Source organism: Elusimicrobiota bacterium, assembly GCA_016722575.1.
GTDB lineage: Bacteria > Elusimicrobiota > Elusimicrobia > FEN-1173 > FEN-1173 > JADKIY01.
On sequence record JADKIY010000001.1, the window covers coordinates 511,393 to 523,894 of the forward strand.

At 63.5% G+C, this 12,502-nt stretch carries 13 protein-coding genes; 6 read left to right on the top strand and 7 right to left on the bottom strand.

The features are described 5' to 3' along the window. The first annotated feature begins 22 nt into the window (after positions 1-22). From IPP68_02370 to IPP68_02390, 5 genes are read left to right on the top strand one after another with little or no spacing between them, the layout of a single operon-like run. The gene (locus tag IPP68_02370) at positions 23-3,430 is read left to right on the top strand and encodes a hypothetical protein (protein MBL0349206.1); all 3,408 of its coding nucleotides are present in this window, start codon (positions 23-25) and stop codon (positions 3,428-3,430) included. Between the two features lie 26 nt (positions 3,431-3,456). Next, positions 3,457-3,879, top strand: coding sequence for a hypothetical protein (locus IPP68_02375; GenBank protein ID MBL0349207.1), 423 nt, complete (start codon positions 3,457-3,459; stop codon positions 3,877-3,879). Position 3,880: 1 nt separating this feature from the next. Further along, a complete protein-coding gene (gene hemL / locus IPP68_02380) occupies positions 3,881-5,170 on the top strand; it encodes a glutamate-1-semialdehyde 2,1-aminomutase (GenBank protein MBL0349208.1) in 1,290 nt (429 codons plus the stop codon). Further along, positions 5,167-6,156: an alanine dehydrogenase gene (ala, locus tag IPP68_02385; protein ID MBL0349209.1), complete on the top strand. Its 990-nt coding sequence runs from the start codon at positions 5,167-5,169 to the stop codon at positions 6,154-6,156. The genes hemL and ala overlap by 4 nt, the downstream gene beginning before the upstream one ends. A 17-nt stretch (positions 6,157-6,173) precedes the next feature. Then, positions 6,174-7,406, top strand: coding sequence for a DUF1015 domain-containing protein (locus IPP68_02390; GenBank protein MBL0349210.1), 1,233 nt, complete (start codon positions 6,174-6,176; stop codon positions 7,404-7,406). 3 nt (positions 7,407-7,409) lie between these two features. Here IPP68_02390 and IPP68_02395 read toward each other — a convergent pair whose 3' ends face one another. From IPP68_02395 to purE, 7 genes are all read right to left on the bottom strand, one after another. Further along, positions 7,410-7,802, bottom strand: coding sequence for a hypothetical protein (locus IPP68_02395; GenBank protein ID MBL0349211.1), 393 nt, complete (start codon positions 7,800-7,802; stop codon positions 7,410-7,412). 38 nt (positions 7,803-7,840) lie between these two features. Further along, positions 7,841-8,278 (bottom strand): prepilin-type N-terminal cleavage/methylation domain-containing protein, encoded by a 438-nt coding sequence (locus IPP68_02400; protein ID MBL0349212.1) that lies wholly within the window; start codon positions 8,276-8,278, stop codon positions 7,841-7,843. Then, positions 8,275-8,739, bottom strand: coding sequence for a hypothetical protein (locus tag IPP68_02405; protein ID MBL0349213.1), 465 nt, complete (start codon positions 8,737-8,739; stop codon positions 8,275-8,277). Before IPP68_02405 ends, IPP68_02400 begins: the two co-directional genes overlap by 4 nt. A gap of 38 nt (positions 8,740-8,777) precedes the next feature. Further along, positions 8,778-9,263, bottom strand: a complete 486-nt coding sequence (locus tag IPP68_02410; GenBank protein ID MBL0349214.1) for a prepilin-type N-terminal cleavage/methylation domain-containing protein — start codon at positions 9,261-9,263, stop codon at positions 8,778-8,780. Positions 9,264-9,449: 186 nt separating this feature from the next. Next, complete coding sequence (locus IPP68_02415) at positions 9,450-9,647, bottom strand: cold-shock protein (GenBank protein ID MBL0349215.1); 198 nt, start codon at positions 9,645-9,647, stop codon at positions 9,450-9,452. A gap of 178 nt (positions 9,648-9,825) precedes the next feature. Further along, the gene (locus IPP68_02420; GenBank protein MBL0349216.1) at positions 9,826-10,971 is read right to left on the bottom strand and encodes a 5-(carboxyamino)imidazole ribonucleotide synthase; all 1,146 of its coding nucleotides are present in this window, start codon (positions 10,969-10,971) and stop codon (positions 9,826-9,828) included. 148 nt (positions 10,972-11,119) lie between these two features. Next, positions 11,120-11,581, bottom strand: coding sequence for a 5-(carboxyamino)imidazole ribonucleotide mutase (gene purE / locus IPP68_02425; GenBank protein MBL0349217.1), 462 nt, complete (start codon positions 11,579-11,581; stop codon positions 11,120-11,122). 122 nt (positions 11,582-11,703) lie between these two features. Here purE and IPP68_02430 point away from each other — a divergent pair, with 122 nt between their 5' ends. Further along, positions 11,704-12,432 (top strand): Crp/Fnr family transcriptional regulator, encoded by a 729-nt coding sequence (locus tag IPP68_02430; GenBank protein MBL0349218.1) that lies wholly within the window; start codon positions 11,704-11,706, stop codon positions 12,430-12,432. Positions 12,433-12,502: the final 70 nt, after the last annotated feature.

Genomic DNA, 12,502 nt, shown 5'->3' on the forward strand with positions numbered 1-12,502 from the left:
CCATTTCCTTCGAGGTGCTTCGATGAAAAAACTGATTTGGACGTTTGCGTTGATCGCCGCCGGTTTACCGGCCGCGGCCTACGACGACGTGGCCCTGGTGGCCACGGTGGCTCTTGGAAAAAAAGCGTCGTCGCCCACCGGCCTGGCCTTGGCCGAGGACGGACGCGTGTTCGTCGCCGACGGGTCCGGCAAAGTGGCCGTCTTCGGCCCCGACGGCGCCTGGAAGGCCGATTGGGGCGCCGAAAAAGGCGCCGGAAAGCTCAAAGGCCCCGGGGCTTTGGCCCTGGGCCCCAACGGCGATTTGTACGCCGCGGACACGGACGGAAACCGCATCGTCGTTTATTCCCCGGAAGGAAAATGTCGTTGGGCCTTCGGCGCCCGGGGGGATTTGCCGGGCAACTTGAACGCCCCCGCCGGCCTGGCCGTGGCCGCGGACGGCTCCGTGGCGGTGGCGGACGCGGGCAACAAGCGCGTTCAGATTTTTTCGGCGGACGGCCTCTTGTTGGACGTCTGGAGCGTTCCGGACGAAAAACCCGGAGATCCTTTGGGCGTGGCGATTCTTCCCGGACGCCGGCTGGCGATCCTTTGCCGGGGGGAGTCGCGGGTGCGCCTTCTGGACGGAGCGGGTCAAAAGGCCGGCGAATGGGCCTGGACGGCCACCCCGACCCGCTTAACGGCCTTGGCCGCGGCTCCGGCGGCCGGTCTTTACGTCGCCGACGAAGCCTCCGGACGGATCGTGGAATGGGGGCCCGCGGGCGAGGAACGCAACGGGTTCGGGTCCGCCGGCACGGGGCCGGGGCAGTTCCGGACGATTTCGGCTTTGGCCGCCCAGGGCGGCAAGCTCGCTGTTCTGGATGAAAAAATGGGGCGGGTCCAAGTTTTCCGCCTTCGCTCCAACGGGAAGAGCGAGGGGTTCCCCGCGCCCGTGGGGCGATTGGCCCCGGGCCGAGCCGGAGATATCGCTTTGGCGGCCGAAGACGTGGCGGCCCACGGTGCCGAATTGGTCGCTCTGTCGGCCAAGAAAGTGTTGCGGGTTTCGGGCTTGGGGGATCGCCCGGCCGCCCCCGTTGAAATCAAAGGGGAAACCGCTTGGTCCAGCGTCCGTGGCGTGGCGGCCCGGGAGGACGGTGCGCTGCTTGCCGAGGACGGGCGGGGGCGCGTGGTCGCCGTCGGATTGGATGGAAAAGTGTCAACGGCCTACGGCGTCGACGCCAAGGGCAAGGGACGCTTGAAAAGCGTCGGCGCCGCCGCCCAAGACGGCGACGGACGCGTTTACGTCGCCGATCCCAGCGCGGGCAAAGTCACGGGGTTCGGCCCCGACGGCATCCCGCTTTTCTCCGCCGGGGTGGGCGATCCGGTCGACGTGGCGGGTTTGCCCAAAGGCGTGGCGGTGGTCAGCGGCGAACGGAAAACCCTCGTCCTTCTGGACGAACGCGGAAAAACCGTGTGGGAATCCACGGCCGCCTTTGTGAACCCGGTTTCGGTGGCCACGGATTTGTCGGGCCCCCAGCCGCTCGTCTACGTGCTGGACGAGGGCGTTCACCGGGTGTCCCTGTGGGGCGGCAACCGCCTTTTGGGGCAGTTCGGTTCTTCGGAAATTTTAACGCGCCCCCGGGCGTTGACCGTGGACGGCGCCGGACGGGTGTGGGTCGCCGATGAGAAGAGCGTCAAAGGGTTCCGCGTGTCCCTCCGCCCGGCCGAGGTCGAAGGACTGTCGGCCAAGGGCGGCGACGGCGCCATCCAATTGTCCTGGAATCCCGACGCCGAAGGTCGCGCCGCGTCCTATCGTCTGGAACGGTCGACGAACGCCGTCGGGGCGGGCGCCCCGGCCGGCGTGGTTCCCTCGACCGTGACGGCGTTTATCGATGAAGACATCGTGCCCGGCCTCACCTATTATTACACGCTCACCCCCATCGCGCCGGGGGCCGATGGATCGTTCCTGGAGGGGCCTTCCACGCGGGCTTGGGCCTGGACCTCCCGGGCCGCCAACCTGCCGCCCGTGGAGTTCGCGACCGTGCAATTGGACAACGTCTTTTCCGCCAATTACAAACGCTACGCCGACACGCCCATCGGCGTGACCGACGTCAAAAACAACACGGAACAAATTTTCCGCAACGTCAAAATCGGGTTCACCCTCCTCGACTTCATGGATTTCCAGACGGAGCAGACCGTGGAGCGCCTTCTTCCGGGGGACCGGCGGGAATTGAACCTCAAGGCGGTGTTCAACAACAAGATTCTTTCGGTCAGCGAGGACACGCCGATCCAAGCCCAATTGACCCTCACCTATTTTGAGAACGGGGAAGAGAAGACCGTCAAGCGCACCCAGCCGTTCCGCTTGTATTCGCGGAACGCCATGGATTGGCAGGACCCGGCGCGGTTGGCGACCTTCATCACCCCCAAGGACCCGCCGGTGCTCGAGTTCGGTCGGGCGTTGATCGGCGCGCTTAAAACGGAGTTGGAGGGCACGCGCCTGCCGCCGGAATTGGCCCGGGCCGCGGCCGTTCACGCCACGTTGGGCGCTCTGGGCCTCACCTACATCAAAGACCCCAGCAATCCCTTCGACAAAGCCCGAAACGCCAAGGCCATCGACTACGTGCAATTCCCCCGGGAAACCCTGAAGCGAAAAGCCGGGGACTGCGACGATTTAACGGTCCTCTACGCGTCGCTGTTGGAAAGCCTTTCCATTCAGACCCGGGTGGCCGATTTGCCGGGCCACGTGTTGGTCCTGATGCGTCTGGACACCCCCCGGGCCGACACCTTTACCGAAGACCGCGCCCTGATCCTGGACGACGGCGTTTGGATCCCCCTCGAAACAACCGTCGTCGGTAAAAGTTTCGAGGAGGCCTGGCGCGAGGGCGCGCGCGCGCTCCGGCGGGTCGACGGCGTCCTTCACACGCTGGACGTCCGCGAGGCCTGGGGGGTCTACGCGCCCGCGACCCTTCCGGAAGGGGAAACCCCGGTGCTTCCGCCCGACGGTGGGCTCCCCGCCCGGGTCAAGGAGGAGTTGGCCAAGGCCCTCGACGTCTATTTGGAAAGCGCGGCGGCGCCTCTCAACGCCGCCCTGGCCGAGAATCCCAAGGACACCGGCCTTCTCTTGGATTTGGGCCTCCTCTACGCCGAAAACGAACGGTGGGATAAAAGCGCGGAGGCCTTCGACCGCCTGCTCGCCCTGGAACCCGAGAACGCCGCGGCTCTGAACGACCGCGCCAATCTGTATTTGATCGCCAAGGACGCGGCCAAGGCCCGGGAACTCTACGATAAGGCCGCGGCCGCCGACGCGAAAGATTCGGGCATTCAGTTGAACATCGTCCGCGCGGCCAAAACCGCCGGCGACAAGACGGCCGCCAAGGCGGCGTTCGGCAAGGCGCTGGAAATCGCGCCGGAACTCAAAAAAACCTACACCACCTGGGAAGAAGCCTCGGAGTGGTGAACGTCTTCGGGAATCAAGGAGGAACCATGAAAACTCGTCGTTCGGTGTGGGGCGTGTTGGCGATGGCGTTGGCGGTGGCCGTGGGCGCCGGCGCGGCGGAAAAAAAGTGGACGTTGTCGGACTGGCTCAAGGATTTGGATTCCAAAATTCGCCGCGTTCAGGACAAGCACAAAAATCAAAAGGTCGCCGTGGCGGCCGTCCGCGGGGACAAAGCGAAGCCGACCACCAAGCTCTATTGGAAAGGCGAAAAAGCCGAAGTCACCGACGCTGAAATCGCCGATTTCAAAGCCGCCGTGGATTTGGCCCAGTCGGGAAAGGCCGACGACGCCCGGGCGGCCTTGGACGCTTTCCTCGCCAAATACCCGACCACCGTCCTGAAGGGCGACGTCGAGCAAACGCGCTCCCTCCTGACGGCGGCTCCCGCGGAAAGCCCGGCCCCCGCCCAATAACGTGAACGGCGCGCGCCCCCGATCGGAAGCCCTCTTCGCCGAGGCCAAGCAACGGCTGGTCGGCGGCGTCAATTCCCCCGTGCGCGCCTTCGGCGCCGTGGGCGGCACGCCGGTGTTCATGGAGCGCGCCCGGGGCTCCCGTTTGTGGGACGTGGACGGAAACGTTTATCTCGATTACGTCGGGTCCTGGGGGCCCATGATCCTGGGCCACGCCCATCCGGCGGTGGTCAAAGCCGCTCAGCGGGCGGTGGAGCTCGGCAGTTCCTTCGGCGCCCCCACGGCGGCGGAAATCACGCTGGCTCAGTTGGTGCGGGAAGCCTTCCCCACGGCGGAGCGGGTGCGCTTCACCAGTTCCGGCACCGAAGCCTGTCTGACGGCTCTTCGATTGGCCCGGGGCGCCACGGGGCGTCCCCTGATTGTCAAATTCGCCGGGTGTTACCACGGCCACGGGGACAGTTTGTTGGTCTCGGCGGGCAGCGGCGCGTTGACGACCGGACGACCCAACTCCGCGGGCGTGCCGGCGGAGTTGGCCCGGCTCACGCTGGTCCTTCCCTACAACGACCCCGACGCGCTGGCGGCGGCCTTCGCCAAGCACGGCAAAAAAATCGCGGCGGTCATCGTTGAGCCCGTGGTGGGCAATATGGGGGTGGTGGGACCCCGGCCCGACTTTTTGGACGCGTTGGAGCGTCTCCCGCGCCGCCACGGCGCCCTGCTCATTTTGGACGAAGTCATGACGGGTTTTCGCCTGTCCTGGGGCGGCGCCCAGCGCCTCCTGGCCCTTCGCGCCGATCTTACGACGTTCGGTAAAATCATCGGCGGCGGATTCCCGGTGGGCGGTTTGGGCGGTTCCCGGCGTCTGATGGACCTGTTGGCGCCTCTGGGGCCCGTCTACCAGGCGGGGACGCTCTCCGGAAATCCCGTGGCCATGGCCGCCGGCGCCGCCACCCTCGGGCTCCTCAAAAAAGACCCGCCTTACAAGTTTCTTCGGGACACCACCGATCATTTGGTTCACGGCCTTCGGGCCGTCGCGCGCCGCCACCGGCGGGAGGTAACGGTGAACGCGGTGGAGTCGATGTTCACCGTTTTTTTCACGAAGGGGCCCGTGACGGATCTCAAGAGCGCCCAGCGCGCCAACGCGAAGCTTTACGCCCGGTTTTTCCACGGGTTGCTCCGCCGCGGTGTGTATTTCCCGCCGTCCCAATTCGAAGCCGCGTTCCTCTCGGCCGCTCACACCCCCGCGGACATCGAGAAAACCGTGGCCGCGGCCGACGCCGCCTTCCGCGACCTGTGAAGTTTTTGTGGTTGTCCGACGAGGACGTGGCCGATTTGGTCACGGTCGGCGAAGCCTTGCCCCTGGTGGAGGAAGCGTTCCGCGCTTTGGCCGAGGGCCGCGCCCAGATGCCCCCCAAAATGTATTTGGATTTTAAGGAATTCGGCGGCGATCTGCGGGCCATGCCGGCCTATCTCCCGCGCACGGGCGCGGACGGCAAGGGGTTCGCCGGGGTCAAGGTCGTCAATTCCCATCCGGGGAATCCCGCCCGGGGTCTCCCCACGGTGTCGGCGGTGCTCGTGTTGAACGACCCCGAAACGGGCCTCCCCTTGGCGATCATGGCCGCCGGGCGTCTCACGGACATTCGAACCGGAGCGGCCGGGGGCGTGGCGGCCAAACACCTGGCGCGCAAAAACTCGGAAATTTTGGGTCTGGTGGGTTGTGGCCGCCAGGCCGTCACCCAATGGCAGGCGCTCGCCGGGCGGTTCCCGCTAAAAGAAATCCGGGTGGCTGGGCAGACGCTCGAAGAGGCCCGGGCCTTCATCGCCAAGTACGAAGCGCCGGGCGGCCCCGCCTGGCGGGCGACGTCGGTGCCGGAAGCCGCCGGGGCCGACCTCGTGGTCACCACCACCCCCGGCCGGGCGGTCGTCGTGTCTTCGGCTTGGGTTCGGCCGGGGACCCACGTAAACGCCATCGGGGCCGACGCCCCCGGCAAGCAGGAACTCGACGTCGCCCTGTTGAAACGCGCCCGGGTGTTCGTGGACTCGCCGGAACAGGCTTTCCACTCGGGCGAAGTCAACGTGGGCTTGAGCTCCGGGGCCCTGACCCCCGCCGATATCGCCGGCGGTTTGGGCGACGTGGTGGCCGGTCGGACGCCCGGCCGCCGGTCCGACGCCGACATCACCGTTTTTGATTCAACCGGGCTCGCGGTGCAGGACGTGGCGGTCGCCGCCTTCGTCTACCGACGGGCCCGGGAACGCTCCCGGGGACAATCCCTCACCCTCTAGAAAGGTTTCCTTCTTCCATGCCCGACATTAAACCCTTCCGCGCCATCGTTTACGGCGCGGCCCATCGCAAAAACATCCGGTCGCTGGTTTGTCCGCCCTACGACGTGATTTCCCCCGAGGGGCGGGAAGCCCTGGTGGCCCGGGACCCGCTCAATTTTGTCCGGGTGGAACTCCCCGCCGGAGACGCCGACACCCGCTACCAAACGGCCCAAGCCCTCTGGGACCGCTGGATCGATCACGGCGTGTTGAAGCGGGAAACCATACCGGTTTTTTACGTGTATGAATCCCGGTTCCGATCTCCGGTGGACGGCCGTCCCTTAAAACGTCGAGGGGTTTTCGCGGCCCTTCGGGTGGTTCCCTGGGGCCAGGGCGTTTATCCCCACGAGAAAACGCTGCCCACCCACAAGGCCGACCGCCTGTCCCTTTTCAAAGCCCTCAAGGCCCAGACGAGCCCCATCCAGCTTTTGGTCCGGGATTCCACCAGCGACATCGACCGTTTGATCGCGGCCCAAACCAAAGGCGCGCCCTGGGTCCAATTTACCGACGAAGCGAAAGTGGCCCACCGGTTGTGGAAATGGTCGGGGGACGCCTCGGCTCGCCGTCTCGCGGAATTGTTCAAGGCCTCGCCTTGCGCCATCGCGGACGGGCACCACCGCTACGAGACGGCGTTGACCTACAGCGCCTGGGCCAAGCGGCAATGGGGCGCCGGCTCCGCCGCGTCCCACCACGTCATGGCCTATTTCAACCCCTCCACCGACGCGGGGCTCGAAGTTTTGCCCACCCATCGCTCCGTGCCCTGGGAAAAGCGGAAATTCGTAAACCTGGCGGCCTGGGGCAAGCTCGTCCCCGTGTCGGGGCTCCAGGCGCTTAAGAGTTTAATCGACGGACGAAAACCGGCGGGGACGCTTGAGGTGGGGGTCTATCGCGGAGGGAAATATTACCGCTACGAGCTGAAAAAGATTCCGCCGTCCTTGAAAAACACGCCCCACGCCAAACTGGCGGTGGCCGTCCTGCACGGGGGCGCGCTCAAGGGGTTGGGGAAAGAGGATTTCTTTTTCACCCGCAACCCCGCCGAGGCCGTGGCCCACTCCAAGAAAACCGAGGGGTGGTCCTTCTTTCTGGCCCCCAACACCGTCCAGGAAGTGCTGGACGTGTCCACCGCCGGGATGGTCATGCCGCCCAAGAGCACCTACTTCTACCCCAAAATCCCCTCGGGACTGCTCAGCCACGCCCTGAAGGGTTCTCTCTAAGCCTCACCAGAGGCTCCAGGTCGTGCCGTTGCTGTCGGTGTGGGTGCAAAACACGTTGATGCTTCCCGTCCCGTTAAAACCCAAATACAGCCAAGCGCGGTTGCCAACCCATTCCCCTGGAGTGTTCTGATGAACCCCGTTCGACGGAGGGTGATCGGGGGCCGTTGGAATGCCGATGGTCGGTATCGCGTCCAGGTATTTCGATCCGATCGTCAACGAAGCCAGAAAATCTGCCCCGGGAAAATTCCCCTCGTTGTCGGAATAGTAAATGGTGAGGGCGCTTCGAAGGGAGCCCAGCTTCCCTTTGACCGACGCTTCCTTGGCCTTGACGACCAAATTGGCGAATTTGGGAATGGCGATGGCCGCCAGGAGACCGATGATGGCCACGACCAGCATGAGTTCGATCAACGTGAATCCGGAACGGCCGGACCGTGTCACCAGAGGCTCCAGGTCGTGCCCTTGGTGTCCGTGTGAGTGCAGTTGATCGTGATCGTTCCGTTCGAGCTGTCATACCCCCAGGGGGGGGAAATGCCTCCTCCATCGACCCAATCCAATCCCTGAATGCCCGCGATAAAATTGAAATCGGCGTGACTTGGCACCGTCGGTATTGAAATGGACGGAACGGCATCCAGGTATTTTCCACCGATTGTAAATACTTGCGAGATATTTCCCGGGTGGGGGTAAGTCCCCTCGTTGTCCGCGTAGTAGATGCTGAGAGCGCTTCGAAGGGAGCCGAGCTTGCCTCTTATCGCCGCCTCTTTGGCCTTAATAACTAAGTTGGCGAATTTGGGAATGGCGATGGCGGCCAAGAGTCCGATGATGGCGACGACGAGCATCAGCTCAATCAACGTGAACCCCCGTTGCCTTTTCACCACTGGCTCCAGGTGATTCCGTTGGAGTCGGTATGGGTGCAATTGACCTGAATTCGCTCTTTGTCGAAAGACCCGAACCACGGGATCATTTGGTAGTACCACCCGCCCTCGCCGCCGGGGCCATTAAACGCCTTCCACTCAGGGATCAAGCCGTAACCGGGGCCCGTCGGATGAATAAACCGCACGCCGGAGTTTTCCTCATGATCCGGGAGGGGGAGGGCGATCGGAGGTATTTTATCGATATACTTCGGGACAAGAGCCAAGGGCAGGCAGAAAGTGCCGGCCGCCACGCCGATGCATTCCGGATAATACCCCTCCTTGTCCACGTAATAAAGGCTCAACGCACTCCTCAAAGAACCCAACTTCCCCTTTGCCGCCGCCTCTTTTGCTTTTGTCACGAGATTAGCGAATTTGGGCATGGCGATGGCGGCCAAAAGCGCGATGATGGCCACCACGAGCATCAGTTCGATGAGGGTGAATCCAAGACGACCGGGCCGTTTCACCAGAGGCTCCAGGTGGTGCCCTTGGTGTCCGTGTGAGAACAATTAACGGCACATTTCCCCGAGGTCGTATCAATGACCCATCCTACGGAACCGTCGCCGAAAGCAATATCGAAATTTGAATCATCAAAAAGTGTGATGGGTTTTGTATACACTCCGCCCTTATGAATAACCGCCGACGGGACGTCGATTGAAATCTGCTGGTTCATGTATTTGGGAACCAGCGCATATTGCATGTAGTAGGGGGGGGGAGCACCGACGCCTTGCAACCCGGCGATAGAGGGGTAATTACCCTCATTGTCGGCGTAATAGAGGCTTAACGCGCTTCGGAAAGTTCCCAATTTTCCCCGGGCTGCCGCTTCCTTGGCCTTGACGACCAAGTTGGCGAATTTGGGAATGGCGATGGCCGCCAACAGGCCGATGATAGCCACCACCAACATAAGTTCTATGAGAGTAAAGCCCTTGGAATAAAGCGTCGGTTTCATGGCCCTGTAAGTATATGGCCGGGCAAGTCGAATCTCAATGCGAGGGGGGGACGTATTTTCATGTCTGGAAGTAGAGTCGTAAGTAATCGATGGAGAAAAGATCCGATTTCTCGTTCGGCGGGAGAAAAAGCGAACCCCCCGCCCCGCGCTGATCGCGGGACGGGGGGTTCTATCGAACGGGTCGGGTTACGCCGTGCGAACGTTGGAGGCCTGAAGACCTTTGGGGCCTTTCGTCACCTCGAACTCGACAGCCTGTCCCTCTTCCAACGTCTTATAGCCCTCCGACTGGATGGCGGAGAAGTGGACGAAAACGTCCTCTCCGCTCTCCGGCGTGATGAAGCCGTAACCCTTGGAAGCGTTGAACCATTTCACTGTGCCTTTCATTGTGGTGCTCACCGCCCTTACGTAAGTCTAAATTAGAGCCGGACCCGTTCGCCGTCGGCCGATACAAAAAAAACCGCGCGGGAATTAATCCCGTGCGGTCCCTTCAGCGTGTGTTTCGTAGTTCGACATCAGTCATACTCAACTTACTTGAATAAGTATACCACCGCGCCCCGAATTGTCAAGAGGCGGTGGACAGGGCCCTCCGGGCCTTGAGGACCAGGTCCCGGGCCTCCACCGGCGTGCGGGCCAGGGCCGTCAGGTGCCCCATTTTTCGGCCCGGACGGGCTTCCGCTTTGCCGTACAGGTGAAGCTTAACGTCGGGGAAAGCCAGGGCCCGGGCCCAAACGGGTTCCCCGCCGGCCCAGGCGTCGCCCAGCAGATTGGCCATGGCGGCGGGGGCGAAAAAGTCCGTCGCCCCCAGGGGCAGGCCGCAGACCGCCCGCAATTGCTGTTCAAATTGATTGGTGACCGACGCGTCCAGAGTGAGATGCCCGGAATTGTGGGGTCGGGGCGCCAATTCGTTGATCAGGAGCCGGCCTTTTTTGGTCAGAAAGAACTCGACGCACAGCACGCCCACGATGTCCAGGGCCTTTAAGACTTCCAGGGCGATTTCGACCGCCTGTTGCGCCTGTCCCGGGCCGGGGGTGAGGGCCGGGGACACGGACAAATCCAAAATATGGTTCGCGTGGAGATTCTCAACGACGCCCCAGTGGGCCGTGGCGCCGTTGGCGCTTCGGGCGGCGACCACCGAGAGCTCGCAGGCGAAATCCACAAAGGATTCCAAAACCGCTTCCCGACCGCCCAGCGCGGCGAAGGCGGCGGGGGCGTCCTCGGCCGAGCGGATCACCCGCTGGCCTTTGCCGTCATACCCGAAGCCCACGGTTTTGAGGACGGCCGGGGCGCCCAGGGCCTGGAGGGCCGCTTGGAGCTCCTCGACGGATCGAACGTGGCGGAAAGCGGCCACGGGGAAGCCCTTTTCTTGGAGATAGGTTTTTTCCCTCAGGCGGTGCTGGGACACCCGCAGGGCTTCGGCGTTGGGCCGCACCGGGGCGAATTCCTGGGCGGCCGCGACGCAGGCGGCGGGAACGTTTTCGAATTCGAAGGTGACGACGCCGACGCCTTTGGCGAAGGTTCGAACGGCGTCCAGATCGTCGTAGGACGCGGTGATTTCCACATCGGCCACTTGGCCGGTGGGGGTGTCCGATTCGGGGGAGAAGGTGTGGACGCGGTAACCCAGTCGCCGGGCCGCCAGGGCGAACATGCGGCCCAACTGGCCGGACCCCAGGACGCCGACGGCGGAACCCGGCGGAACGACGCCCGTCAAGGGATGGTCTCCCGTTCCGGTCTCCCATCCGACAAGCTGGGACCCTGCCTATCGGCAAAGGGCCACCGCTTGCCCGGGGCATGGACCCCGCGCAAGCCCTGGGGGCTTTTTCCCCGGGCCAAAGCCCGGGGCATGGGAGGAACCCCTGTCATCGGGGAAGCGGGGTCTGGAGGACCGTGGCGGTTTGCTTCCGCCGGAATTGGTGGAGCTTGCGGCGAAGGTCCGGCCGCGAACCGGCCAGGATGGCCACGGCCAGAAGCCCGGCGTTGGTGGCGCCCGGCTTGCCGATGGCCAGGCTTCCCACGGGAATTCCGGCCGGCATCTGGGCGATGGAGAGGAGGGAGTCCAGGCCTTTGAGGGCCCGGCTTTCGACGGGGACGCCCAGGACGGGCAAAACGGTTTGGGCGGCCACCATGCCGGGCAGGTGGGCGGCGCCGCCGGCCCCGGCGATGATCACTTCAACGCCCCGAGCTTCGGCCCGATCGGCGAAGGAGGCCAGGAGTTTGGGGGTGCGGTGGGCGCTCACCACTTTTTTCTCGTGGGGCACGCCGAAGTCCGCCAGGACCTGCGCGGCGTGGCGCATGGTTTCCCAGTCGGACGTGCTGCCCATGATGACGGCCACCAACGGTCGAATCACGCCGTCATTGTAGAAAATTGTTCTTCGGGGCGGGCGCCCGGCCGCCCGGGGCGGAGTTTGCCCTAATCCCGCCCGGATTCGTTATAATTCTCCCCATGTCTTCTCCCGTCGCGCCCCGTCCGGGACTGCCCGTTCGCTGCAGCAATTGCACCCACCGCGGCGCCGGGGTCTTTTGCGCCCTGGACGCGTCGTCCGTCAAAAAATTGGACGGCGCTCAAACCGAAAATCTGTTCAAGAAAGGCCAGGTTTTGTTTTACGAGGGAAACCCGGCCATCGGCGTTTATTGCGTTTCCTCCGGCGAAATGAAGCTGTCCAAAATGGGGGCCGGCGGGCGTCCGCAAATTTTGGGCATCGTGGGCCCCGGGACGCTCATGGGGCATCGGTCCTTGTTGACCAACAAGCCCCACGGCATGACCGCCGAGGCCCTGGTGGATTCCCGGGTGTGCTTTTTTGAGAAGAAATTTTTTCTGGACCTGTTGAATCACGAACCGTCGGTGTCGTTCGAAGTCCTCAAGAAGCTTTCCCAGGATTTGGACGCCGTGGAAGACCGTCTTTTGGACATGGTGGAAAAACCGGTTCCGGTTCGATTGGCGCGACTGCTCCTGATGCTGAAAGAAGTCCATGGCCGGCCCGGTCCCAAAGGCGTGGTCCTCACCTTGGGGTTGACCCGGGAGGAAATCGCCGAAATGATCGGCACCACCCAGGAAACGACCATCCGGCTTCTCAGCCAGTTCAAGCAGAAAGGCTTTCTTCGCCTCGATAAACGGTCCATCGTCTTGGTGGACATTCCCGCCCTGTTGAAAATCGCCCGTTTGTCCTTGTAGCGGCTCTGACCCCCGTCAGGGTCGCTCCTGTCCCTTGTCATTTGATTTTCCTTCGGTTTAGGCTAAGGTG